This window comes from Kribbella hippodromi (assembly GCF_039531045.1).
GTDB lineage: Bacteria > Actinomycetota > Actinomycetes > Propionibacteriales > Kribbellaceae > Kribbella > Kribbella hippodromi.
On record NZ_BAAAPH010000044.1, the window covers coordinates 1 to 24431 of the forward strand.

At 67.6% G+C, this 24431-nt stretch carries 20 protein-coding genes; 6 read left to right on the forward strand and 14 right to left on the reverse strand.

The annotated features are described in order from the left end of the window. The first annotated feature begins 472 nt into the window (after positions 1 to 472). On the forward strand, positions 473 to 1069 hold the full coding sequence (locus tag ABD260_RS37055; protein ID WP_344241592.1) for an isochorismatase family protein: 597 nt from the start codon (positions 473 to 475) through the stop codon (positions 1067 to 1069). Positions 1070 to 1073: 4 nt separating this feature from the next. On the opposite strand, the gene ABD260_RS37060 is transcribed toward ABD260_RS37055, so the two are convergent. The 13 genes from ABD260_RS37060 to ABD260_RS37120 all read right to left on the reverse strand — a co-directional run bounded on the left by ABD260_RS37060 (position 1074) and on the right by ABD260_RS37120 (position 19179). After that, entirely contained in the window at positions 1074 to 3461 is a 2388-nt protein-coding gene (locus tag ABD260_RS37060; protein ID WP_344241594.1) for a ComEC/Rec2 family competence protein, read from the reverse strand. A 148-nt stretch (positions 3462 to 3609) separates the two neighbouring features. Continuing rightward, complete coding sequence (locus ABD260_RS37065) at positions 3610 to 4599, reverse strand: ComEA family DNA-binding protein (protein ID WP_344241596.1); 990 nt, start codon at positions 4597 to 4599, stop codon at positions 3610 to 3612. A 143-nt stretch (positions 4600 to 4742) separates the two neighbouring features. Beyond that, positions 4743 to 5585, reverse strand: a complete 843-nt coding sequence (locus ABD260_RS37070; protein ID WP_344241598.1) for a DegV family protein — start codon at positions 5583 to 5585, stop codon at positions 4743 to 4745. An 839-nt stretch (positions 5586 to 6424) separates the two neighbouring features. Beyond that, a complete protein-coding gene (locus ABD260_RS37075) occupies positions 6425 to 9010 on the reverse strand; it encodes an ATP-binding protein (RefSeq protein ID WP_344241600.1) in 2586 nt (861 codons plus the stop codon). A 301-nt stretch (positions 9011 to 9311) separates the two neighbouring features. Beyond that, complete coding sequence (locus tag ABD260_RS37080; protein WP_344241602.1) at positions 9312 to 9506, reverse strand: hypothetical protein; 195 nt, start codon at positions 9504 to 9506, stop codon at positions 9312 to 9314. 120 nt (positions 9507 to 9626) lie between these two features. After that, the gene (locus ABD260_RS37085) at positions 9627 to 10046 is read right to left on the reverse strand and encodes a YjbQ family protein (RefSeq protein WP_344241604.1); all 420 of its coding nucleotides are present in this window, start codon (positions 10044 to 10046) and stop codon (positions 9627 to 9629) included. A 19-nt stretch (positions 10047 to 10065) separates the two neighbouring features. Further along, a complete protein-coding gene (gene leuS, locus ABD260_RS37090) occupies positions 10066 to 12546 on the reverse strand; it encodes a leucine--tRNA ligase (RefSeq protein ID WP_344241606.1) in 2481 nt (826 codons plus the stop codon). Between the two features lie 162 nt (positions 12547 to 12708). After that, positions 12709 to 13656 (reverse strand): helix-turn-helix domain-containing protein, encoded by a 948-nt coding sequence (locus tag ABD260_RS37095; protein ID WP_344241608.1) that lies wholly within the window; start codon positions 13654 to 13656, stop codon positions 12709 to 12711. After that, positions 13653 to 14420, reverse strand: a complete 768-nt coding sequence (locus ABD260_RS37100) for a phytanoyl-CoA dioxygenase family protein (RefSeq protein WP_344241610.1) — start codon at positions 14418 to 14420, stop codon at positions 13653 to 13655. The genes ABD260_RS37095 and ABD260_RS37100 overlap by 4 nt, the downstream gene beginning before the upstream one ends. A gap of 97 nt (positions 14421 to 14517) precedes the next feature. Further along, positions 14518 to 16284, reverse strand: coding sequence for a GMC family oxidoreductase N-terminal domain-containing protein (locus tag ABD260_RS37105; RefSeq protein WP_344241612.1), 1767 nt, complete (start codon positions 16282 to 16284; stop codon positions 14518 to 14520). Then, entirely contained in the window at positions 16284 to 17168 is an 885-nt protein-coding gene (locus tag ABD260_RS37110; protein WP_344241614.1) for a hypothetical protein, read from the reverse strand. Before ABD260_RS37110 ends, ABD260_RS37105 begins: the two co-directional genes overlap by 1 nt. 68 nt (positions 17169 to 17236) lie before the next feature. Next, positions 17237 to 17485 carry a hypothetical protein gene (locus ABD260_RS37115; protein WP_344241616.1) on the reverse strand — a complete coding sequence of 83 codons (249 nt, stop codon included), beginning with the start codon at positions 17483 to 17485 and terminating at the stop codon, positions 17237 to 17239. A gap of 14 nt (positions 17486 to 17499) precedes the next feature. Next, the gene (locus tag ABD260_RS37120; protein ID WP_344241618.1) at positions 17500 to 19179 is read right to left on the reverse strand and encodes a sodium:solute symporter family protein; all 1680 of its coding nucleotides are present in this window, start codon (positions 19177 to 19179) and stop codon (positions 17500 to 17502) included. Positions 19180 to 19345: 166 nt separating this feature from the next. Here ABD260_RS37120 and ABD260_RS37125 point away from each other — a divergent pair, with 166 nt between their 5' ends. Genes ABD260_RS37125 through ABD260_RS37135 form a run of 3 tightly spaced genes read left to right on the forward strand, consistent with a single transcriptional unit; the run spans position 19346 to position 21592 of the window. Next, on the forward strand, positions 19346 to 19831 hold the full coding sequence (locus tag ABD260_RS37125; RefSeq protein WP_344241620.1) for a hypothetical protein: 486 nt from the start codon (positions 19346 to 19348) through the stop codon (positions 19829 to 19831). After that, positions 19828 to 20952 carry a sensor histidine kinase gene (locus ABD260_RS37130; protein WP_344241622.1) on the forward strand — a complete coding sequence of 375 codons (1125 nt, stop codon included), beginning with the start codon at positions 19828 to 19830 and terminating at the stop codon, positions 20950 to 20952. Before ABD260_RS37125 ends, ABD260_RS37130 begins: the two co-directional genes overlap by 4 nt. Then, a complete protein-coding gene (locus ABD260_RS37135) occupies positions 20945 to 21592 on the forward strand; it encodes a response regulator (RefSeq protein ID WP_344241624.1) in 648 nt (215 codons plus the stop codon). The genes ABD260_RS37130 and ABD260_RS37135 overlap by 8 nt, the downstream gene beginning before the upstream one ends. 2 nt (positions 21593 to 21594) lie before the next feature. Here ABD260_RS37135 and ABD260_RS37140 read toward each other — a convergent pair whose 3' ends face one another. Next, positions 21595 to 22515 (reverse strand): endonuclease/exonuclease/phosphatase family protein, encoded by a 921-nt coding sequence (locus ABD260_RS37140; RefSeq protein ID WP_425553500.1) that lies wholly within the window; start codon positions 22513 to 22515, stop codon positions 21595 to 21597. A 269-nt stretch (positions 22516 to 22784) separates the two neighbouring features. Here ABD260_RS37140 and ABD260_RS37145 point away from each other — a divergent pair, with 269 nt between their 5' ends. Further along, positions 22785 to 23384, forward strand: a complete 600-nt coding sequence (locus ABD260_RS37145; RefSeq protein WP_344241628.1) for a hypothetical protein — start codon at positions 22785 to 22787, stop codon at positions 23382 to 23384. Positions 23385 to 23514: 130 nt separating this feature from the next. Then, on the forward strand, positions 23515 to 24366 hold the full coding sequence (locus ABD260_RS37150; RefSeq protein WP_344241630.1) for a phosphotransferase: 852 nt from the start codon (positions 23515 to 23517) through the stop codon (positions 24364 to 24366). The last annotated feature ends 65 nt before the right edge of the window (positions 24367 to 24431 follow it).

Below are 24431 nucleotides of genomic sequence, written 5' to 3' on the forward strand. Positions count from 1 at the left end.
CCATCACAACACCCCTTCAACCGACAGGTGTTGCAATCACCCCCTGAACCCGCCCTGGAATAGCGCCAGAAAAGCTCCTGCCCGGCGCTGAAAGCCTCCTGCGACGCTGCAGTGACGTGTTGTGGGGCGGTTGGTGAGCGGGGGGACAGGAGGTGCGGGTTGGCTGCGCAGTGCACTTGAGCGTGAAGGGGCCGGGGTGTACGCCGTCTCAGAGGTGCACTACCTGTCGAGCTGCCGATTTGTCCGATGCGGGCGCGGCGATGACCGTCGCGCTTGCAGGTCGGTGCCTCGCACCTCCCCTCCCGGTCTCAACTGACCCACATCTCCATCGCAAGAGCCGGATATCCACTGCTGTTGTGGGTTCTCCACTGGCATATGAGTGGAGAACCCACAACGCGGGTGGATGTCCACCGATGTGCGGGCGGCTGGAAACGGGGTGCGTTGGGGTGGGCCGGGCAGGGAGGATGGGGGTATGGGTCAGTCTTCTGTTGCAGTGGGGAACTCGCCGGGCGGCTCGGTGGCGCCGGTTGACGGGTTGATTGTTGTGGATATGCAGACCGCGTTTGTCTCCGGCGAAGGCGGTGTGCCGGGCGCGGATCGGTTGCTGGACCGGGTTGGCGAACTGCTGGATCGGGCGCGTGACGCCGGTGCGGTTGTCGTGCATCTCCAGAACGACGGCCCGGTCGGCGCCGATGACGAACCCGAGACACCAGGCTGGGAGCTGTACCTGCCGGTCAAGCCCGGCCCGCGGGAGCACGTGGTTCGGAAGCCTCGCGACGACGGCTTCGACGCGACACCGCTCGGCGAGATCCTGATCGCGGCCGGCGTACGGTCGTTGGCGATCTGCGGCGTGATGTCCGAGATGTGCGTACGCGCGACCTCCGAGACGGCGCTCGACCGCGGATACCGGGTGGTGCTTCCGCACGACGCACACGGTACGTACGACGTACCTGCTGTTCCAGGTGTCTCCGAGGCGATTCCGGCACATGTGGTGTCGCGGGTCGCCGCCTGGTCGCTCGGCGATCAGCCCGAGAACACCGTGCCGACCTCGGCGGTCACGTTCGCGTAAAGGCTCATGGGCCGCCGTGGGTCGTGAGCGCCAGCCGGTTGTCCGGGTTGGTGATGGTGAGTACGCCTGAGGTGCTGGTGACGGCGGTGCGAACTGCGTTGTGGGACAGGAGATTCAGCGTCCTCGGAGCCGGGTGACCGTAGTCGTTGTTGCGCCCTGCGGAGATCACGGCCAGGCGTGGGTTGACGGCGTTGATGAAATTCGGGTCCTGCTGGGCTGAGCCGTGGTGCGGGACTTTCAGGATGTCGGCCCGCAGATCGGCACCGGTGGCGAGGATGGCGCGCTGAGATTCCGGTTCCAGGTCGCCGGTGAGCAGGATGCGCAGACCGGACAGCTCGACCATCATCGCGATGCTCGCGTTGTTCTCGGGCGAGCCCTCGTCCGTCGACGTTGCTGACGACGCGCCGTCGGCCGGAAGCGCAGGTACGCGGGCCGGCCAAAGCGTCGTCCATTTCACCGCCCCGACCTGGCGCACCTCGTGGAACGCGACCGGGCGTACGTCGACCTTGTGCTGTACAGCCAGGTTGCGCACGCGCTCGTACTCAGCGCGTGGTGCGGCGTACGGCGTCACCTCGATCTCGTCGACACGGCGCCCGTTGAGTACGCCGGCCAGCCCGCCGACGTGATCGGCGTGGAAGTGGCTGAGCACCAGTACGGGGATGTGCTCGACGCCGAGCTCGCGGAGGCATTTGTCCATCGCCGCCGGGTCCGGACCGGTGTCGACGACAACCGCGGCACGATCGCCGGCGCGGAGTACGAGGCCATCTCCTTGGCCGACGTCACACACGACGAAGAGCCAGTTGCTTGGTTGCCGGTTGAGCGAACCGACTGGACGCAAGATGACTACCGCGAGAACCACGACGGGGACGATCATGGCGATCGGGCGGGCCAGGATTCGATGCAGGCCGAGTACCAGGGCCAGGCAGAGCGCGGTCAGTACGGTGATGCCGAGCACGGTCGCGGGCCAGGCCCCAGCTGCTCCTGGTAGATCGGCGCCTTCGTGAGCGATGAGGATGATCCAGCGCGCGGGCCAGCCCGCCGCCCAGCCGGCCACGTGGGCCAGGTCCGTAGTGAGGAGAGCGACGCCGGCCGCGACAAAGCCGAGGATCGTGGCCGGTCCAACTGCTGGCCCTGCCAACAAGTTCGCGCCGACTGCGACCAGTGAGACCTGGCCGGACAGCCAGGCAACGACCGGCGTACACGCAAGCTGGGCAGCCAGTGGGCAGGAGATCGCGTCGGCCAGCCACCCCGGAAGCCACTTCGCCAACGCATCCCGCCAGATCGGTCCGAGCAAGATGATTCCGGCAGTTGCGAGTACGGACAGGGCGAATCCGGCTGAGCGGGCGAGCGAGGTGTCGAGCAGGAGCAGCACGATCACCGCGACAGACAGGCTGCGTACGGCGCGGCGCCGCGTACCGCCGTTCGTCATCGCCGCCAACGCGATCAAGCCCATCGCGGCTGCGCGGAGGACACTGGGTTGTGGTCTTGCCAGCACGACGAATGCGACCACCGTCAGTACGCCGACGATGGTGAGGCCGCGGGCTCGTACTCCAATCAGTCGTGCCAGCGGCAGGAGGAAGGCGAGTAGCAGGGTGAGGTTGGTGCCTGACACCGCGGAGAGATGGGTCAGGCCGGTTGTCTGGAAGTCGGCGTTGAGGTCGGTGGACACGGCGGATACATCGCCCATGACCAGGGCTGGGACCAGGCCGCGGACATCTTCAGGCTGACCGGACACAGCCTCCCGGAGGCCGGCGCGGACATGCTCGGCGGCGCGGAGCCACCACGGCGGTTCATCGATCGGGCGCGGCGGCGAACGGACCGAGAGCATCGCGGCAACATTCGAGCCGTCCTCGACTGCTTCGAGACGACCGGTCGCTTCGACGTGCTGGCCGTACCTGACGGACTGCCATTTCGCGGTGCCGATCACGAGGACCGGGGTGCGTACGCGGGTGGTGTGCGAGCGGGCGCGGACCTCCTCGATGGTTGCTTTCACGACAACGTACGGCGGGCGGCGGGACGTCGTGCTCTGGCGAAGTGACGGATCTCCTTCGATCTTCAGGCGAACGGTGACTGTGGTGGACGTGGCGGCCAGGTCGTGAACCGGTCCGGCGTGGAGGGTGGCGGACTGGAACGCGGCGGCTACGGATAGGCCGGTGATAACGACGAGGGTTCCGACGGCGGTCCAGCCTGTTGTCGTGTGGCGGTCTGCCCAGTGCGGACGGGGTTGGCGGGTGGGGTAGCGGAGGAGGGCGGCGAGGGCGGTGGTGAGGGTGAGGGTGAGGGCCGCGGCGGCGGTTAGTACGGCGGTCAGGGGGCTTTTGTCGAGTAGGAGAACCGCGGTCAGCCAGCCGGCGGCGGCTGGTACGAGCAACCGAGCGTCAAGCGGCTCCACGGCAGGTATGTCAGAGGCCGGTACGTCAGAGGCAGGTGCGTCGGAGGCGGGTGCGGCAGGGGCGGGTGTGGCAGGGGCAGGTGTGGGAGAGGGAGGTTGTTCACCGGCAGGGGTGTCGAGTGCGGGTTGGTGGGGGGTGAGGGGTGGGTTAGAGGCGGACATGGGGTTTTAGGGTGGTGAACTTTTTGGGGCCTACGCCGGGGACGTCTTGGAGTTGGTCGATGGTGGTGAAGGGGCCGTTCTGGGTTCTGTAGTCGAGGATTCGCTGGGCCAGGACTGGGCCTACGCCGGGGAGGGCGTCCAGTTGGTCGAGGGTGGCGGTGTTGAGGTTGATGACTGTGGTGTTTGCGGTCGTCGAGGAGGTCGTGGGGGCGGCGCCGGGTGAGGTGGTTGGGGGCGGGGGTGTCGGGGGTGGGGGTTGGGTGGGTTGGCCGACGATGATTTGTTCGCCGTCGGTTACGGGGCGGGCGAGGTTGAGGGTGGTCAGGTCTACGGCGGGGAGGGGGCCGCCGGCCAGCGCGAGTACGTCGGCTACTCGGGAACCGGCTGGGGCGCGGATGAGGCCGGGGTGGCGGACTTTGCCAGCTACGTGGACGACGACCTGGGGCTGCGGTGTCGCGCCTGGGGGCGGTTGTTGGGTGAGTGGATTGGCAGGCTGATTGGGCGCTTGAGTCGAGTTGGCCGCGGGTTGGGTGGGGTTCGTTGGTTGGCCGGGGTTGGCAGGTTGGGCGGGATTAGTGGATTGGGCCGGGTTAGCTGGTTGAGCGGGGTTGCCTGGTTGGGCGGGGTTGCCTGGTTGGGCGACTGGGGTGCCGGTTGCGGCGGTGATGGGGCGGGTGTCTGGGAGGGGTTCAGGACGGGCTTGGAGGAAGGTCCAGCCGGCCCAGGCGAGGCCTGCGGCCAGAATCGCGGCCAGTACCAGGACGTGGCGCGGGGTGAGAGTCCAGCGAGCGTTGCGCAGGCGGGTGGGCGCGGGGTGGTCAAGCGGCGAGCGGATGTCGGGGTCGGCGGGGGCGGAGGTGTCCGGGGTCCAGCCGCCTCGGATTTGTTCTTCCTGCTCGGGCTGCGGGGTTAGGCGGGCTAAGGATTGGGCTCGGGTGGGTGGGGCGGGGGTGGGGGTGCGGCGGAAGGCCTTCACGCCAGAGAACGTACGGGTTTGGGGCAGGGCTGGGCTGGTGAGTTGGACGCTGTGGAAAACCTGAGGACCCGCGGGGCAGGCGGAGCCGCGGGTTGGGCAGGGCCGGCGGGTTGGGCAGAGCGGCGGGGCAGCCGCAGCCGCGGTTAGTGGGGGCTGATTACTACGGCGAGGAGGCCGGGGCCTACGTGGGCGCCTATGACGGCTCCTACTTCGCGGACGGCTATTTCGTCGGCTTTGGGGAGGCGGGTGGCGAGGTTGTCGGCCAGGGTTTGGGCTTTTTCCAGGTTGGAGAGGTGGTGTACGGCCAGTTGCGCGGGGGTGTCGCCGGCTCGTTGGACGGTGATGTCGGCGAGGCGGGCGATGGCTCGGCTGGAGGTGCGGACTTTTTCGAGGGGGACGATTCGGCCGCCGTTGATGGTGAGGAGGGGCTTGACGGCTAGGGCCGTGCCGAAGAGGGCCTGGGCGGCGCCGATGCGGCCGCCGCGGCGGAGATACTCGAGGGTGTCGACGTAGAAGTACGTTGAGACGGTCTTCATGCGGGCTCGGGCCGCGGACTCGACAGTTTCGGCGTCTGCTCCGGCGGCGGCCGCGGCTGCGGCGGCCAGGACGGGGAAGCCCAGGCCCATGCCCAAGGAGCGGGAGTCGACCACGCGGACCGGGATCGGGGAGTCCTTGGCGCCGATCATCGCCGCCTCGAAGGTGCCGGACATGTCGCCGGACAGGTGGATGGAGACGACCGCGGTGGCGCCGTTCTGCGCGCAGGTGGCGTACGTGTCGGCGAACGTTTGCGGCGCGGGGCGGCTGGTCGACACCGGGGTGAAGGTCTTGAGCGCTTCCGCGACCGCGTCGGCCGAGGTGGCGCCGTCGTCGTACGAGGTGCCGCCGATCACGACCTGGAGTGGGACGACGGTCAGTGGGTGCCGGAGCACCTCGTGCGTGGACAGGCCGGCCGTGGAGTCGGTGACGACGTGCACGCTGCCGGACATGAGGCGAGGTTACCGGACGGTTCATCAACAAGGAGCTGAAAGATGCTCGGCTACAGGCGCCGGACGGCTGCCCCCGACAGCCCCCGACAGCCCCGGACAGCCCCGGACAGCCCCGGACAGCCCCGGACAGCGTGGCAGGCCCGGACAGCGTGGCAGCGAGGTGAAGGCCCACCCCTCCGTGGCCTTCACCTCGCTTCGGTTGCTCCCCCGTCCGATCCCCCGTCTGTTCCCCCGTTGGGCTTGAGCCGGGCTAGCGGCGTCCCCTGTGCGTCGGTAGCCCGGCTGGTTCGGCTGACTCCCCCTGGTTGTCAGCTGACGTAGGTGGGGCCTCGGCGAGCTACTCCCCGAATCCGGTCCGCGCGGGACCGGCCTGACCGCGAGCTCGTCGAGGTCCCCGGGAGGTTCCAGCGGCCGGCCCGCCGGTGGGTGACCAAACCCACCGGTACTCGCGCCGGTCGGGTCGTGACACTCGTCCCCTGTGTCGTGTGCCTGACCCGGTGCTGGAACCCCGCCCCGGAAGCGGTGCCCTGACGGTGCACGGCGTCCGGTACAGGCAGGACAGATCCGCACTCGACAGCACTCCGGAGCTCTCGGCAGCCGCTCGGCGCCCCCACCAACCAGCCGCCGGATGCCCTCCGCGTCGCCTCCCCCGCGCTCGTCGGCAGTACGGCGGTGTGCCATGGCCTCTTCACGGTCCACCACCCCTTCGCTGCCGGTACCGCCCGGTGTCGGTCTCTGCTTCGTGGAACCTGCCCTACGGCTGTAATTCTTGGTCCGGAGCCCAGGTCAGGACGAGGCAGAACAACCGGCAGTTACCCGGCAGCTTCGAGGGATCGGCGTCAGGAAAGGGCGACGAGTACGTCGTTCGCCAGCCGCTGTACGGCAGCCGCCGGATCAGCTTCCGGCCAGCCGTCAGCGACGGAGGCGCGCTCGCACGACTCCTGCAGCACCGCCCAAGCGGTCGGCAGCATCGGCGGGTCCATAGTCCGCTGCCACGCCAACAGTTGCCCGCACAACCGGTCCGCCGGTTCAGTACGCCCGAGCGCGTGCAGCACCGCTACAGCCTCCGGGAGTACCTCCAGCAGGTACACGACCCGCCCTTCGAGCAGCAACCTGTTCACCGCGTCGCGTACGGCGATCCGCGCCTGCTCTGTTTCACCGGCTGCCCGTGCGAGCCGGGAGCGGTACAGCATCACCAAATAGTCGAAGTACCCGCGATGACCGCGGATGTCCGCGTCGGCCTGGTCGAGCAGTGCCTGCGCCTCGTCGTACCGTCCGGCGTGGTACTCCACCATCGCCAGGCAGCCGGCCACCTTCGTACGCTCCGGGTCGTCCGATGCCTGGCTGTCCCGAGCGAGCACAGCCCAGTGCCGGGCACCGTCCACGTCTCCCAGCTCGAGGTCGACGCGGCTGAGTGCCATGTACGCGATCTCGTCGGCGTACACGCCCGGATTGACCAGTGCGGCCTCCCACGCGAGCAGGAGCTCTTTGGCCTCCACCAACCGACCCCACCGGAGCAGTGCGAGACCACAGGTCGCCTGTACGGTCGCAGACCGCTGTACGTCGCCATGCTTGCGCGCGTCAGCCACCAGCGCCGGTATCTCGGCCAGGCTCTGCGTATCAAGCAAATGCGACCCGGACGACACCCAGCCGCCCCGAGCGACCAGGCCCATCTCGGTCTCCCCCGGAATCCGGGTGCGAGCCTCTTCGTAGTGCCGGCGTGCACCACGGATGTCACCGGTCAGGCTGGACAGCCGTCCCGCGATCGCCAGCAGCCGCCCGCTGGTCTCCTTGTCCGACACGTTGTCCGCGCACAGCGTCGCCCACCGGATGCCGCTCTCGGCAACACTCGCCTGGTACTGCCAGGCGATCCGGAACCCGAGCACGATCCGCGCGGCGGTGTCCCACTCCCCCAGCTCGGCAGACCGCTCCAGTGCCACCTCGAACAACGCCGAGTTCGCATGCGCCGCCCGGTACCGCCGGTCGCGGTCCGGTGCTGACCACGCCCCGTCCAGGCCGGACATGTACGTGGAGCACCACTCCACCGCCCGGTCCCTGAACTCAGTGAGATCATCCCCCTGCGAGGACAGCCCGGCGTACGCGTGTTCCCTGATCGTCTCCAGCAGCTTGTACCGCGCTCCGTACAACTGCTCGAACTCGTGGACCGGCTGGAGCAGCGACTTCTCCACCAGCTCCGACAGCAGCATCGGTACGTCGATCCCGTCGATCGGCGTACCCGTACACACGCCGGCCACCGCCTCCAGGGTGAACGGCGACCCGAGCACCGAAGCGCGATAGAGCAGTTGCCGCGCCGGATCGGACAGTGCGTCCACGCTCCACGCGATCGTGTCCGCCAGCGTCCGCTGATGCGGCGCACCGAACCTCCGGGGACCGGACAGCAACCGGAACCGGTCGTCCAGCGCAGCCAGGATCGCTTCGACCGACAGCGACCCGGCCCGCGCGGCAGCAAGCTCCAGTGCGAGCGGCAGCCCGTCCAGCCGGCGGCACAGCCGCGCCACGGTCGGCGCGTTCGCCGGAGTCAGGACGAAGTCAGGGCGCACCCGTGTGACCCGTCGCGTAAACATCTCCACGGCCGGACTCGCAGCGATGTCCTCGAAGTTCTCGTCATTGCCGGGTACGCCGAGCACCTGCACCCGGCGAACCACCTCGTCGGGTAGTCCGAGCGGGATGCGGGACGTGACCAGTACGCCAACTCCTGGGAAGCTCCGGACCATCCGGTTGGCGACTGTGGCGACGCCGTCGAGTACGTGCTCGGCGTTGTCTTCCACGATGACCAGATCGCCAGGCTGACGGCCGGACAGTACGTCGTCGAGGTCAGACGTACCAGGAGCTGTCCCGAAGGCGTCGAGGATCGCGGACGGTACGGCAGCGTCGCGCTGCACAGTAGTGAGGTCAACGACCACAACTGTTGTGTCAGCGCCAGAGAACCGATCCGCCGCGGCCAGCGCCAGCTCGGTCTTGCCTACTCCGCCAGGACCGACCAGCGTGACCAGCCTGTTCTGCCGGAGCAGTCCCTCGAGCTCCAACAGCTCCTGCTCACGCCCGACCAGCCCGTCCGGGATCGGTCGCGTACCGCGCCAGCGCAGCCCAGTCGGCGCCGCGTCGGCGACCGACACAACCGGCGGAGACACGGGGCGTACGACGGGACGCACTGTGCCGTGGCCGGCCGCTGCGAGGAAATGGTCCGTGTCACCGTCCCGCAGGCCTAGCGCGGCCGCCAGCAACCGGACGGACTCCTTCCGCGGCCGAGCCACCCGGCCGGCCTCCATCTCCCGGATCGAGCGCACACTCAGCCCGGCCCGGTCCGCCAGCTCCTCCTGGGAGAGGCCGGTCTGGACCCTCAAGTCGAGCAACAGATCGGCGAACCCCCGCCGCCCATCCGCCCGGCCATCCGCGTCCGACACAGCCCGTCACCCCTCTGAAGGCCTCACGTTCCTAGGAGGGTGGCTGGGCTCCTGCGCCGTAGCGAGCAGGTGCTCGGCGGAGTGCCTCGGCGTGCTGGAGCGGAGGGGTCGATGTGGTTCATCGTTCCCTTCGCTCCAGCGCGCCGAGGTGCCCGCCGAGTGCCGCGCAGTAGGCGCAGGAGCCCAGCCACCCTCCTACACAACATAACGTGACGGGCGTGTCTTTGCGGGGGTGGACCGGCGCGCGGACTGCGGGCTGGGTCACAGGAATGGGCCGCACCAGGGACCACAAATAGGCGTTTCAAGCAGTTGCGCGAGCTGAATTCGTTTCATTGTCGCCCGCGTAGAGGGAAAGCACGTCGGCCCAGTCCTCGAGCCGTGCGCTGGTGTCGGCATGACCCGACTCGGCATTCAGCAAACTGCCGGCGCAAATACCCCGGGTCGCACGAACCAGGAGCTCAGTGCTGACGTCGCGCAGGGTGTCCAGGGCTGCCATGCGGACAATTCAAGCCGAGTCGTGTTTCGCAAACGTAACGCGACCGGCAACATCACGATAAGTCACCAAAATACCTTTCGGCGAGTTACCAGGTGGTCCGTTAACCCAGGAGCCAGGCCATTAGCCCGGGAGCCAGGAAAGCCGGACCTGCCGCCGGGGATTGTCCACATTGGTGTCGACCAGGCAGATCGACTGCCAGGTCCCGAGCATCATCCGCCCGTCCAGCACCGGGATGCTCGCGTACGGGGGCACCAGCGCGGGCAGCACGTGATCGCGACCGTGCCCGGGCGTACCGTGCCGGTGCTGCCAGCCGAAGTCGCGCGGCAGCAACTGCTCCAGCACCGCGAGCAGGTCGGTGTCGCTGCCCGCCCCGGTCTCCAGGATCGCGATCCCGGCGGTGGCGTGCGGCACGAAGACGTGCAGCAGTCCGTCGCCCTGGGCCTGGTGGGCCTCAGCGGCGACGAACCGCTCACACCTGCTGGTCAGGTCGAAAACAACTTCGGAACCGCCGGTCTCGACGTCGATCAGCTCAGAACGCATCTGTGCAGCGTAGCCCGCCTCAGGCCGGAACGATGTTCACCAGCTTCGGCGCCCGGACGATGACCTTGCGGGTACCGCGGCCGTCCAGCGCCTTCTGGATCGCCTCCGACGCCAGCGCCAGCTGCTCCAGCTCGGCGTCGGTGATGTCCGGCGCGACCTCCAGCCGGTCCTTCACCTTGCCGGCCACCTGGACCACGCAGGTCACGGCGTCCTGCACCAGCAACGCCGGGTCGACCTTCGGCCAGCCCGCCTTGGCGACGGTCGGCTCGTGACCCAGCTCCTCCCACATCTCCTCGGCCGTGTACGGCGCGACCAGGCTCAGCAGGATCGCCACCACCTCGGCGGCTTCGCGTACGGCGGGATCGGCCGCACCGGGACCACCGTCGATCGCCTTCCGGGTGGCGTTCACCAGCTCCATGATCCGGGCAACCATCACGTTGAACCGGTGCGAGTCGATCAGCTCGGCCGCGTCCGACACCGTCCGGTGGGTCAGCTTGCGCAGCTCCGGATCACCCGCCGCCGGGTCAGTACCGACGGGCGACGAGACCGCGCCGGCCAGCCGCCAGGCGCGCTGCAGGAACTTCAGCGAACCGCCCGGCGACATGTCGGCCCAGTCGATGTCGTCGGCCGGCGGACCGGCGAACACCATCGTCAGCCGGACCGCGTCCACGCCGTACTCGTCGATCATGTCGCCCAGGTTCACGCCGTTGCCCAGGGACTTGCTCATCGACTTGCCCTGGTTGATGACCTGCCCCTGGTTCAGCAGCCGCGTGAACGGCTCGACCACCTTCAGCAGGCCCATGTCGTGCAGCGCCTTGACGAAGAACCGCGCGTACAGGAGATGCAGTACGGCGTGCTCCTTGCCGCCGACGTACTGGTACACCGACATCCACCGGTCGGCCATGCCCTGGTCGAACGGTCCGTCGGTGTACTCCGGCGACAGGTAGCGCAGGAAGTACCAGGACGAGTCGACGAAGGTGTCCATCGTGTCGGTGTCGCGCTCGGCCGCGCCACCGCACTTCGGGCAGTCCACCTCGACCCACTCGCGGGCGGCCGCCAGCGGGGACACGCCCTTCGGCTGCAGGTCGGCGCCGCGCAGGTCCGGCAGCTCCATCGGCAGCTGGTCGTCCGGCACCGGGACCTCGCCGCAGGACGGGCAGTGGATGATCGGGATCGGGCAGCCCCAGTACCGCTGGCGGCTCAGCAGCCAGTCGCGCAGCCGGTAGTTGATCGTCCGCTCGCCCAGGCCCTTGCTCTCCAGCCAGTCGATGATCCGCGACTTGGCCTCGGTGACCTCCAGCCCGTCCAGGCTGATCTCGTCGTTCGCGCTGTTGATCGCCGGGCCGTCACCGGTGAACGCCTTGCCGTCGAAGTCGGCCGGCGGCTGCACGGTGCGTACGATCGGCAGCTCGAACTTCTCGGCGAACTCGTAGTCGCGGGTGTCCTGCGCCGGTACCGCCATGATCGCGCCGGTGCCGTAGTCGGCCAGCACGTAGTCGGCCGCCCAGATCGGGATCCGCGCACCGGTCACCGGGTTGATCGCGTACGAGCCCAGGAAGACACCTGTCTTCTCCCGCTCGGTGCTCTGCCGCTCGATCTCGGTGGTCGCCTTGACCTTCGTCAGGTACTCGTCGAAGGCTGCCTGCTGCTCGGGCGTGACCAGCTCGGCGGCCAGCTTGGCGTCCGGTGCGACCACCATGAAGGTGGCGCCGAACAGCGTGTCCGGCCGGGTGGTGAACACCTTGATCGGCTCGTCGCGGCCCTCGACCTGGAAGTTCGTGAAGGCGCCCTCGGACCGGCCGATCCAGTTCCGCTGCATCAGCAGGATCTCTTCCGGCCACTGCAGCAGCTCCATGTCGTCCAGCAGCCGCTGCGCGTACTCGGTGGTCTTGAAGTACCACTGGGTCAGCTCGCGCTTCGTGACCTCCCAGCCACAGCGCTCACACCGCCCCTGGACGACCTGCTCGTTCGCCAGCACGGTCTGGTCGTTCGGGCACCAGTTGACGTACGACGCCTTCCGGTACGCCAGACCGCGCTCGTAGAAGCGCAGGAACAGCCACTGCGTCCACCGGTAGTACTCCGGGTCGGACGTGTGCAGCCGGCGCGACCAGTCGAAGGACAGCGCGTACCGGCGGATCGACTCCGCCTGCGTCTCGATGTTGGCGTACGTGTACGTCGCCGGGTGCTCGTTGCGCTTGATGGCGGCGTTCTCGGCGGGCAGCCCGAACGAGTCCCAGCCGATCGGGTTCAGTACGTCGTAGCCCTGCTGGAACCAGTAGCGCGCCAGCACGTCGTGCAGCGCGAACACCTCGCCGTGGCCCATGTGCAGGTCCCCGGACGGGTACGAGAACATCGTGAGCGCGTAGCGCCGCTCGGCGGAGCCGTCGTCCTTCGCCTTGAACGGGTCCAGCTTCTCCCACACCGGACGCCACTTGGCCTGCATGGCGTTGAAGTCATAGCCACCCCGGTCGATCGGAGTGTCCTCCACCTGCTCGCTCACGGTCCTACTCCTGCTCGTGTCTGTGTTGAGCCCAAATCTGCCAGAAACAAAAAATCCCCTCACACAGGAGGGGGTGCCGTACCGGATCGGCGCTTCAGATGCGCCTGGAAGCCAGTACGGCTACGTAAGGAGCAGGCTCACTCGCATGCGGTCAGGATAGCACTAGAGAAATTCAGTACCGCCGGTGCGGCGGTGGTCTCCCGGCGTCCGCCCGTAGTGCCGTTTGAACGCGGTGGAGAAGGGGCGTACGTCCGAGTACCCGCAGGCCCGTGCGACTGCGGTGATCGACAACGTGTGATCCAGCAACAGCTGTGCGGCCAGCTCGAGCCGTAGCCGGCGCAGTGTGGACATGATCGACGCACCGGTCTGCTGCGTGAATAGCCGCTCCGCATGACGTTCAGAGAGGTGTACGACGGCCGCTACGTCGCGGACTGTGATTGGACGCGACAGGTTGTCGCGCAGGTGCCGCTGCATCGCCTCTACTACCAGCGGACCTCTGTCGCGGCGTACTGGTTCGACAGCCAGGTCCTCCTCCAGTGCAAACGCCCTGGCTGTCTCCAGCACCAGAGCGGCGCCCAAGCCGCTAAGCGCAGTGCTGTAGCCGGAGACCGGTGCGGCTGCCTCGGCGGCGAGTGCAGTGATCAGGGCGGACAGGGAGCCGATCCGACCCGACATGACCGGGCCGTCAGGCCGAGTCAACCCGGACGACCATCCAGACGCGTCGGGCCGGGGAGAGCCGGCCGCGCGGCCCACACCGGCATCAACGCGGCCCGTCCCGGCATCGACCGGGCGGAAGGTGAAACCCCAGAAGGCGATGCCCAGTGGCGCACTGTGCGACGACTCGATCTCGTGTACGTCCCCCGGCCGTGCGAGGAACACCGAGCCCGGTAGCACGTCGTACTGCACAGCGCCGTTGTTGAAGCGGCCCTCGCCGGAGTACGCCAGGCAGACCTCGTGGAACGAGTGCGTGTGCCAGTAGTTGCGCCAGTACTCCGGCTGGTAGTGGCCCCAGCTGAGGAAGTCCGCGTGGAAGCCGTCGACCTCGCAGGACTCCAGCAGCCCCGCAAGGTCGACGAACCGGTCCGCATCCCCAACGTCGGAGAGGGTCAAACAGCGCTCCTGCCGGTCGGGTCGACTCCTCGCAGCATCATGCCCTGACCGAGCGACCACTCGTGGGTCTTCACGGTCGGCGGGTCCGACGGGTCGCGGTACTGGATCAGCCAGGTGGTCCGCGCCTCGTCGCTGGTGTTCACCCCGGAGCCGTGCACGGTCAGGTAGGTGAAGAACAGGACGTCACCCGCCTCCGCCGGCTGCGGCGTCGCCGCATCGAACGCCGGCTCCAGCAGGTGGTACGACCCCTCCGGGCTGTGCTCGCGCGGCCCGTCCTTGTGGCTGCCCGGAATGACCCGCACGCAGCCCTTCTCCACCGGTGCGTCGTCGAAGTGGAAGATGGCCGCGCCGACCCGGTGGTACGTGTGCGGGAAGAACGGGTGGTCCTGGTGCAGCGGGAACGGCGAACCGTTCTCCGGCGGCTTCACGAACAGCTTGGTGTGGTGCAGCTGAACATCCTCCACACCCATCACCGCGGCGGCCACGTCGGTGAACCGCGGGTCCACCAGCAGCTTCGAGAACTCGGCGTCGTAGAACTGCGCGTCGTGCAGGTGCTGCAGCTTCGTCGGCGCCTCGGCCATCTCCCGGGCGGCTCCCCAGGTGGGGTCGTCGCTACGGTTCAGCCGCGCCAGCAGGTCATGGCTGCGCTGCCGGTAGTACCCGGCTTCTTCCTTGCTGAGCAGGCCTTTCACCAGTACGAAGCCGTCGGCGGCGTACTGCTGCGCGAGCGACGACAGCTCGGGCCGCTCGGATGTGATCATCATCTCGGAGCACCTCCTGATCGGGTACTTCGAGCCTACGAACGCCGGCGTCCGGGCGGGAGGACCCGACCGGACGCCGATGTTCGTCAAACGGACATGATCACAATCCGAGCTGACCCAGTCGCACGCTGATCCGCGGGTCGGTGGAGACCACCGGAGCACTCGACCGGACCCACGGGTCGCCGCCGAAGTACGTCTGGAAGATGTTCTCCGCCGTCCGCGTCGCCAGCGCCTGGGAGGTGAGCGTCGGGTTCGGGCCGCCCAGACCGTTCGACAGCGCCGAGTTGTCCGCGATGAACAGCCCCTTCACCGCCCGCGTCTCGCCGCGCGGGTCCACCACCGAGTTGCGCTCCGACGAACCCATCCGCATCGACGACTGGACATGCAGGATCAGCGGCGCCCAGTCGATCCGGTACACCTTGCGCGCACCGGCGCCACGCAGCAGCTCGGCCGCCTTCCGCGCCATGAACTCGCGGTTCCGCAGCGTACGCGCCGTCCGCTGGCGCTGTTTGAAGGTGACCTTCGGGATCGGACCGTTCTCGTCCGCGGGCAGCGCCGACAACGTCACCCGGTTCTGCGCCTCGACGTCGTCGTCGGTGATCACCAGCACGCTCAGCAGCCGGTCCAGTCCGTGCGACAGCACCTCCTTGAGCTCCGGCCCCATCACTCGCCCGGCCGGCCCGTCCCACGGCCCGGTACGCCCGCGCCCGTTCTTGTACTGCCCGCGAATGCCGCTGTCCGACAGCGCTCCCGAAAACGCCATCAGTGCGGGCGGCAGACCGACGTTTTCCAGGCCGCCGTACGGCGGGTAGTCCAGCCGCGCGCTCGATCCGACGCCCTTCGGGTTGCCGGTGTAGTCGTCGAACACCCCGAACACCCAGTCGAAGAAGTGATCGGTGTACCCGCGCCCGACCCACCCGTTCGGATTGGGCAGGCCGCTGTTCATCCACAGCCGCGGGTTCTCCGTACACCCGCCGGCCATCACCACGACCTTTGCGTCCTCGCGATGCTCGGCTCCGCCGGACCGCCAGGTCACGCCGGTCGCCGTCAGCACCCCGTGCCGCTTCTCGGCGTGTACCCGGGTGACGAACGCGTCGGCGATCAACTCCGCCGGTCGCCCCGACGACCAGACATCCGCCGTCAGCGCCATCGGTACGTAGCTGTTGTCCGTGGACCGCTTCGCGAACTGGTTGCGCGGGGCCCCTTTGGGCCGCATGCACCCTTGGAAGCAGTAGCCGCAGAACGTGCAGCCAGTCGCCTTCGGGTAGACCAGGAGATCGGACGAAGCGGTCTTCCCGGCCGTGCCGCCGGGCTGCAGGATCGCGTTCTCCTGCGGGCGGTACGCGGGCCGGTGCGTGGTCTTCGTCGTCTGCACCGGCAGCCCGAGGGTCTCGGCGCCGCGGAAAAACGTCTGCTCCTTGTGCCCCATCGCCGCGGTCATCACGGGCATCGTCGCCTCGACCCATTCGAAGTACGGGACCATGTCCGCGTACGTGAACGGGAAGCGGTGGTTCACGTCGTACCCGGACTTGTCCGCGCCGTCGTACCCCTCGAACACGCCCGGGTACGCGCGCGGGTAGTTGCCGTAGAAGTGCTGCGTGGTCCCGCCGACACCGGACAGTTGCCAGACGAACGAGTTCTGCGGCCATTCCCGGAACCAGGCCGGCTTCGACCGGTCCGCCGGGCCCCAGCGCAAGTACCCGGTCAGTGGGTTGTTCGCGTCGTCTTCGTACGTCGTCCAGTTGTCCCGCGGGTGAGCGTTCCGCGGACCGGCCTCGAGCACCAGTACGTCGAGCCCTTGGGCCGCGAGCTCTTTCGCCACTACCGGTCCACCACCGCCGGCTCCGATCACGATGACGTCGCGCATCAGTCGTGCACCTCCTTACGCCCCTGGTAGTAGCCGATGAAGTCGTCCCAGCCCTCTACCGGGCCATGTGGCTGGTAGCCGGTCTGGGCCCAGCCGACAGGGCGTTTCCGGAGCGTCCGCGTCACCTTGTCGTACACGGCCGATTCCCCGTACGCGCCGAACGTGGAGAACTCGATCAGCGCTCCGCCGACGAACTTGAGCAGCCCGGATACCGAGGCCTTCAACGGCTCCGGGAACTGCACGTCGAGCAACTGGACCAGGTCCGCGTCGGTCTGTTCGATCAGCTCGAACGCCTTCGCCTTCTCCGCGTACGACAAGCGCGCGAACGGCGACAGGTGCGGACCGTTCACCGCGAGTGGATTCACCTGGGTGGCCATCAGGTTCAACAGGCCGGCGATCGGGAACGAGAGCGGCAGCGCCTCGTCACTTTGCAGGTACGCGGCCAGCGCCTTGTCCAGGGTGTGCAACTGGACCGGGAGGATGTCGATTCCCGGCAGCTCGAGGTTCGAGTCGGCGAGGCCGGTCACCAGGGCGGCCCCGATCGGCTGGGCGAGCTCGTCCGGGAACGGGACGAAGTTGTCGAGCGAGTTGATGATGAAGTCGGTCGCACCGGCCTCGATCGCGCCCGGCGTAGCGCTCGGCGTGCCCTGCGTCCGCGAGTACGCGTCCGGGCCAGGCATCGCGAACACGGTCAGCCCGTTGAGCGTGTCCCGGGCCAGCTCGGCCAGCACCGGCTTGATCAGTCCGACAGCCGACGGCAACACCGGGTTGGTCGCGGCGTCGGCAGGCGCGAGCAGGCTGCGCGCCAGCACCCCACCACCGCCGATCGCCGCACCGAGAATGCCGGCCCGGGCCAGAAAGGCCCGTCTGGAAAGGCTGACCATGCGCGCCGTCCTCCGAGGGTGGGACCAGTAGGTCTACTGGTCCCACAACGACGGGTGCGCGTCTCGGGTTACTGCTCGGTTGTTTCTTCTTCGGTGGGGACCGCGATCGGGCGGAGGCGGGCCCAGAGGACGAACAGGGCGGCGAACACCAGCATCGCCAGGCCGCCCCAGAGGTTGATGTTGATCCCGGCCGCCTTGTCGATCTCGGGCTGTTTCTCGACGATGCCGAGGACGGTCAGCACCACGCCGTAGATCCCGACCAGCGCGGCGATCACGACCCGGATGTCGAACGCTCCGGCCTTCTTGTTCTCTGCCATGACAGTTCTCCCGGTCAGCCGAAGACGAAGTTCAGGACGATGACGAGGCCCAGCGAGATCCCCGCCAGCAGCACCGGCTTGCGGTACCAGCCACCGTCACCGGCGACCGCCACCTCGGAGCGCTGTTCCTTCGGCGTCAGCGAATACACCAGGCCGACCAGCTCGGTATCGCGTTTCGGCGTGGTCACCAGGCTGACGAGCACGCTGACCACGATGTCGACCGCGAACGCCGCACCGGCGCCGACGAAGCTGGAACCCTGACCCGGCAGGTTGATGACACCGTTCTTCGAGAGCACGAAGACGGTGATCGCGGTCGCGGTACCGCTGACCAGGCCGATCCAGCCGGCCGAGGCGGTCATCCGCTTCCAGAACATACCGAGGATGAACGTCGCGAACAGCGGCGCGTTGAAGAACGAGAACAGCTGCTGCAGGTAGTCCATCAGGTTGCTGTAGCCGGAGGCGATCGCGGCCGTACCGATCGCGATCAGCGTCCCGCCGACAGTCACCCAACGGCCCGTACGCAGGTAGAAGTCATCCGGCCGGTCCTTGATCAAGTACCGCTCGATGATGTCGTACGACATCACTGTGTTGAACGAGCTCAGGTTCGCCGCCATCCCGGCCATGAACGACGCGAGCAGACCGGTGATGGCCAGGCCGAGCATGCCGTTCGGCAGCAGGTCGCGCATCAGCAGCAGGATCGCGTCGTTGTAGTCGACCTCACCGCCGCCGTTCGCCTTGAACTGCGCGAGTTCGGGCGTGACCACGGCCGCGATCATGCCGGGGATGATCACGATGAACGGGATGAACATCTTCGGGAACGAGCCGATGATCGGTGTCCGCCGCGCCGCGGACATGTTCTTCGAGGCCATCGCGCGCTGCACCTCGACGAAGTTCGTCGTCCAGTAACCGAACGAGAGCACGAAGCCGAGGCCGAAGACGATGCCGATCACCGACAGGAAGCTGTTGTGGAAGCCACTCAGCGCGTTGCCCGGCCATGCCGACATCTGGTCGCTGCCGCCCGGCGACGCGCTCACCTTGTCCACCAGGCCCTGCCAGCCGCCGACCTTGTGCAGGCCGACCAGTGTCAGCGGCAGCAGCGCGGCGACGATCACGAAGAACTGCAGCACCTCGTTGTAGATCGCCGCGGACAGCCCGCCGAGCGTGATGTAGCTGAGCACGATCAGCGCGGCGACGATGACCGAGACCCAGATCGGCCAGCCGAGCAGTACGTTCACGATGGTCGCCAGCAGGAACAGGTTCACGCCCGCGATCAGCACCTGCGCCAGCGCGAAGCTGACCGCGTTCACCAGGTGCGCGGGTTTGCCGAACCGGCGGAGCATGAACTCCGGCACGCTGCGGACCTTCGAGCCGTAGTAGAACGGCATCATCACGACCCCGAGGAACAGCATCGCCGGGATCGCGCCGACCCAGAAGTAGTGCACGGTCGGCAGGCCGTACTGGGCGCCGTTGGCGGACATGCCCATGATCTCGATCGCGCCCAGGTTCGCCGAGATGAACGCCAGGCCGGTCACCCAGGCCGGCAGTGACCGGCCGGACAGGAAGAAGTCCAGGCTGTTCGAGACCGCGCGTCTGGCCAGATAGCCGATCCCGAGGACGAAGACGAAGTACAGCGCGATGATCAGGTAGTCGATCGCGGTGGCATCCAGTCTGAGGATGGATTCTTGCGGAAGCATCGGCCCTCCGGATCCGTCGGTGTGACCCTTCGTGGTGTTACCGGTGAGGAACGTTACTCTCCTTTTCAACCAAGCGGGCGCCGACCCGGCGCGGGAGTTGTCTCCACCCGGATCTCCACCCCTGGTCTGTCCTCACCGGCGGCCGGCCGGACCTACCGTCCGTGACATGAGCCTGGGAACGCTGCCGAACGCACTCGTCGTGGTCGCCATCGTGATCGCCGTACTGGTTCGCCGCCTCTCCTGGTCCGAGCTGGAGAACTCCGACGCGGACGTCTGGCGCGGTCCGGTGATCCTGATCGGTGTCGGCATCTACCAGCTGTACAACTCGCACCTCGGTCTTCACGTCGTCGACATCACTCTGCTCGTGGTCGGCGCAGTCATCGCCCTGATCGCCGGAGTGGCGAGCGGCCGGGTCGCACAGGTCGAGCGGCGCGCCGGGAAGGTGTTCTACCGGCTCGGCCTCCCCGGGCTGGGCATCATGGTGGCCTATCTGGTCGTCCGGCTCGGTCTGGTGGGTGTCGGTCACCTGTTCGGCGCCACAGTCGCCGGCGGCGGTGCGCTGATGGTCTCCATCGGTGCGAACCTGTTGACACAGTCCCTGGTCATCCAGAGCAAGGCCACGCACACAGTCGAGGAGTACACGCCCCAGTGAGCCTGAAGGCGCTGCTGCCGGCCCGTCCGCATGGAGAGAGCGGCTGGGTCGGCCGTGTACTGACTACCGGTGTGGCGATCGCCGTACTCGCTACTGCACGCCCGGACCCGTCGGCGTCCTGGGTCTGGGCGGTACTAGGTGTTGGGCTGGCCGTTTTCATCATCGGCACGGTGCTGATGTCGTCACGCCCGTACACAGCCTTCGTACTGCTCACTGCTGTTGCAGTAGCCAATGCACTGATCTGTGGAGTCGATTCCTCCAACTCACTCGTACTGGTACTGGTGTCGATGACCGACATCGCCGTACTGCAGTTCCCTCGGCACAGCAACCGACCGATCGTTGCTGCGGGCATCTGCGTCACGGTGGCGTACGCACTGTCCGGCTGGTGGTTCGACAAGTCGGACAGCTGGTTCTTCACCCAGTTGCTCTGGACCGCGGTACTGATCGCCTTCGGACTGAACAGGCGGCAGTACGAGGTACAGGCGCGGCAGACTGAACTACTGCTGGAGCAGACGCGCTTGGCGCAGAGCGAGCATGCCCGTGCGGCCACGCTGGAAGAGCGCGGGCGGATCGCACGGGACCTGCATGACGTGCTGGCGCACTCACTGGGCGCACTGAGCGTTCAGCTCGAAGTAGCCGAGGCACTGTTGGAGGAGCGTGGTGACACGGCCGGTGCGCTTGACCGGGTCCGCCGGTCCCGACGGCTCGCTGTACAAGGGCTTACTGAGGCCCGTAACGCAGTGGCTGCGCTACGGGCGGATGCGGTACCGGAACTGCCCCAGGCGATCGCTGCCCTGGCCGAACAGCATGAGAAGGACCACGGCACCGCTGTGCGCTTCACCAACACCGGTGTGGTCCGGCAGCTCGAGTCAGGTGCGACGGTCGCCCTGCTGAACGCTGCACGCGAGGCACTGACCAATGCGGCCAAGCACGCGCCCGGACAGCCCGTAGCGGTTGAGCTGGATGGAGTGCGGTTGTCAGTGCGCAACAAGGGCCCGACGAACGGGGAAGGGTTCGGCTTGGCGGGGATGCGGGAACGGCTCGCGCTGATCGGTGGCACGCTGACAGCAGGTCCGGACGGAGATGACTGGCTGGTGGTCGCGGAGGTACCTGATGAGTGACGGAATCAGAGTGGTGGTCGCGGACGACCAGCAGGTCGTACGCGAGGGGCTGGTCGCACTACTCGGGCTGATCGACGGTGTCGAGGTCACGGGCGCGGCCGCGAACGGTGTCGAGGCGGTCGACCTGGTTGCCCGGGGCAACGTGGACGTCGTGCTGATGGACCTGCGGATGCCGGTGCTGGACGGTACCCAAGCTACTGCGCGGATTGTCAACAATCATCCGGAGGTAGCGGTGCTGGTGCTGACCACGTACGCCGATGACGCGTCGATCGCGAACGCCCTCCGGGCCGGGGCGCGCGGCTACCTGACCAAGGACGCCGGCCGCGCCGAGATCGGCGCCGCACTCCGCTCCACGGCCGCCGGCCAGTCCACGTTCGACCCGGAGGTGTCCAAGCGCCTGATCGCGGGCCTGTCCCCCGAGGCGCCCGATCGGGGTACGGACGGACTGACTGCCCGTGAGACCGAGGTGCTCCGGTTGATCGCCGGCGGACTGAGCAACCCGGAGATCGCGGAGCAGCTGTTCATCAGCGAGGCGACCGTGAAAACCCACATCAACAACACCTTCGCCAAAATCGGCGCGCGGCATCGTGCGGAGGCGGTGCGCTACGCGTACCAGAAGGGGATCGCGTCAGACGCGTAGCCTCAGACTCTTATTTCGGCGATCACCGGGCGGTGATCGCTGCCGGTTGAGCTCATCACCCAGGCCTTGGTCGGGGTGAGACCGCGGACCAGGATGTGGTCGATGCGCGCCATCGGGAACGCGGACGGCCAGGTGAACCCGAAGCCGGTACCGGCCGCGCCCTGCGCCGACCGCAGCCCCGAGGTCAGCGGCGCGAGGCTGCGATCGTTCACCGTGCCGTTGAAGTCGCCCATCACGATCACCTGCTTGTCTTTCTCGGCCGCGATCTGCCGGCCGAGCGCCTTGATCGTCTGGTTGCGCTGATCGGACGTGAATCCGCTGGCACCGACCCGGACCGACGCGAGGTGCGCGACGTACACGGCGATCGTGCCCTTCGGCGTCTTCACGTCAGCGCGCAGCGCCCGGGTCCAGGTGAAACCGACATCGACCGACTTCGTCTCCTCGACCGGAAACTTCGACCAGAGCGCGACCGTGTCCCGCGACACCTGATACGGGTACGTCTTGGCGAAATCGGCCTTGTAGATCTTCAGATCGGCCGGAGTGAGCTCCTCCAGCGCCACCACATCCGCGTCCGCGGCGAGCAGGTCCTTCGCGGTCCGATCCGGGTCGGGGTTGGCGGCGTCCACGTTGTGGCTCAGGACACGCAGGTCGTACGCTCCCCCGGCGGCCCGGCCCGGCAGCAACAGGTGGCCGAACATCAGCCCCCAGATCAGCGTCGGCAGCAACAGCGCGACGCCGGCTGTCGCGGACCTCCGTACCAGCGCCGCGACGCCGAGAACCGGAACGGTCACTCCGACCCAGGGCAGGAAGGTGTCGAGCAGGCTGCCCAGATTGCCCACCGAGTTCGGCACGCTGCGGTGGAACATCAGCACCATCGCGGACAGCACCGCCAGTACCGCGATGAACCAGCCACGGCGCCACATGCCACCGCCCTTTCTGATGCCACCGCCCTTTCTGGTGCCGCCGCGCTTCCGGCGCCGGGCGGTGGTCCGCGGCGGCAGCGGTTGACGGGCGGCGACAGCGGTCTGGCGGTCGGACATGCAGCGATTGTTGCGGACACCTGGGCCGCACCAAAGCCCATGCGCCGCCAGGTACGCCGATTTCATCCGTACGGACGACTGGCCAGGACCGGAATGATGAGGAAACCGCGAGAACGCTGGTGCCTTCGAGTGACAGCAACCACAATGCCCCTATGCCGCCAGTCACCACCGAGCCGTTCGTCGTCAAACGCCGTGGTTTGGGTACTACGCGGACCGCGCTGCTGCTTGGTACGGCGTTGTTCGGGCTGATGGTGTTGTTGACGGTGGCGATTGTTGTTGTGCAGGAGGTCCGCGGTGCGTCCGTACGTACGCCGCTGGAGGCTGTTTGGCTGGCCTGGGGTGGTACGCCGCTGATCTTCGCTGTTGGTTTGCCGATTTTGCTGCTGGTCGGCGCGATCACCGCGCTGGAGGAGGATGCTGATGACATCCTTCTCACCGTTGATGACGCAGGGATCTCAATGGGCGGGGAGTCGACGCGGACGATCCCTTGGGGTGACGTGCGCGGGGTGTGCCGGGTGGAGCGGCAGGAGGTCGATGACACAGGTGAGGAGAGTTGGCGACCGCAGCTGGTCGTGATGCTGGTCGATGAGACCGCGCTTCCGCTCAATCCGAGAGCGTGGGGACCGTCGTGCCCTTGGCCCGGGACGCACGAGGTGCTCGGACGACCACTCCCGTACGACGCCCTGGCCACCGCGATCGCCCAACGAGCGCCCCACATCCCCGTGACCAACCGGGGCCGCGTCTCCGCCTGACCAGTCACGCTGCCGCGCGCCCGGAGCCAGATGTTCTTCGGGCGGCGCGGTCACCAGCGTCGCGAGTGAATTTCGGAGGACAGGGCAAGAGCCCCGGGGTAGCGTGACTCGGGCCATGGAGATGCCTGAAATGACGCGTGCGATCGCGGCCGCGACCTCAATCGCCAAAGAGCTGAATCTGCCCGTCGACGACGCCACCGTCCTCCACAACTCGAACAAGCTGGCACTGCGCTTGGTACCCGCCGACGTCTTCGCCCGCATCGCCCCGCGTGGGGAAGCACTTGCGGAGTTCGAAATCGAGCTCGCCCAGCAACTCGCCGCGGCTGGTGCACCTGTAGCCGCGCTCGACCCTCGGGTGCAGCAGCCGCGTGGGCACACCCGCGACGGCTTCGCGATCACACTCTGGACCTACTACGAACCCGTGGCACCAGCCGTCGCACCACGCGACTTCGCCCAAGCCCTCGAGCAGCTGCACGCCGGCATGCGCACGGTTTCGGTACCAGGCCAGCGGTACACAGACCGAGTCGCGGAGGCCCTGGAAATCGTCACCACTCCAGCTCGCTCACCAGAACTGGCGGACGACGACCGAACCTTCCTCAGCAACCGCCTGAACAGCCTCCAAGCAGCAATCGACACCCGCGCCCCCGCCGAGCAACTGCTCCACGGCGAACCACACCCCGGCAACGTACTCAGTACCGCGCAGGGCCCTTTGTTCATTGACTTCGAGACCTGCTGCCGCGGCCCCATAGAGTTCGACCTGGCCCACACGCCCGAGGCAGTCTGCGAGCACTACCCAAACCTCGACAAGGACCTCCTGGACGACTGCCGCGGCCTGGTACTCGCAATGGTCGCGGCTTGGCGCTGGGACCTGGCCGACGAGTTCCCCCACGGCCACACCTTCGGCACAGAACTCCTCCAAGTACTACGCGAAGGCACCCCCTGGCCCACCCTCAGCCAAATCACCACCCGCCTAGGCCTGTAACCCCCGCGCCGGTGGATATCCAGCACAGCAACGAACACAGCACGCGGGTCGCCCGTACACACAAT

What these genes read in the sequence shown, in the direction of transcription:
- ABD260_RS37055 (WP_344241592.1), top strand. Translation starts at nt 473, where the DNA reads ATGGGTCAGTCTTCTGTTGCAGTGGGGAACTCGCCGGGCGGCTCGGTG.
- ABD260_RS37070 (WP_344241598.1), bottom strand. Translation starts at nt 5,585, where the DNA reads ATGTCCGGCAGCGTGCACGTCGTCACCGACTCCACGGCCGGCCTGTCC.
- ABD260_RS37080 (WP_344241602.1), bottom strand. Translation starts at nt 9,506, where the DNA reads ATGGCAGCCCTGGACACCCTGCGCGACGTCAGCACTGAGCTCCTGGTT.
- ABD260_RS37085 (WP_344241604.1), bottom strand. Translation starts at nt 10,046, where the DNA reads ATGCGTTCTGAGCTGATCGACGTCGAGACCGGCGGTTCCGAAGTTGTT.
- ABD260_RS37100 (WP_344241610.1), bottom strand. Translation starts at nt 14,420, where the DNA reads ATGATGATCACATCCGAGCGGCCCGAGCTGTCGTCGCTCGCGCAGCAG.
- ABD260_RS37105 (WP_344241612.1), bottom strand. Translation starts at nt 16,284, where the DNA reads ATGCGCGACGTCATCGTGATCGGAGCCGGCGGTGGTGGACCGGTAGTG.
- ABD260_RS37110 (WP_344241614.1), bottom strand. Translation starts at nt 17,168, where the DNA reads ATGGTCAGCCTTTCCAGACGGGCCTTTCTGGCCCGGGCCGGCATTCTC.
- ABD260_RS37115 (WP_344241616.1), bottom strand. Translation starts at nt 17,485, where the DNA reads ATGGCAGAGAACAAGAAGGCCGGAGCGTTCGACATCCGGGTCGTGATC.
- ABD260_RS37120 (WP_344241618.1), bottom strand. Translation starts at nt 19,179, where the DNA reads ATGCTTCCGCAAGAATCCATCCTCAGACTGGATGCCACCGCGATCGAC.
- ABD260_RS37125 (WP_344241620.1), top strand. Translation starts at nt 19,346, where the DNA reads ATGAGCCTGGGAACGCTGCCGAACGCACTCGTCGTGGTCGCCATCGTG.
- ABD260_RS37135 (WP_344241624.1), top strand. Translation starts at nt 20,945, where the DNA reads ATGAGTGACGGAATCAGAGTGGTGGTCGCGGACGACCAGCAGGTCGTA.
- ABD260_RS37140 (WP_425553500.1), bottom strand. Translation starts at nt 22,515, where the DNA reads ATGTGGCGCCGTGGCTGGTTCATCGCGGTACTGGCGGTGCTGTCCGCG.
- ABD260_RS37145 (WP_344241628.1), top strand. Translation starts at nt 22,785, where the DNA reads ATGCCGCCAGTCACCACCGAGCCGTTCGTCGTCAAACGCCGTGGTTTG.
- ABD260_RS37150 (WP_344241630.1), top strand. Translation starts at nt 23,515, where the DNA reads ATGACGCGTGCGATCGCGGCCGCGACCTCAATCGCCAAAGAGCTGAAT.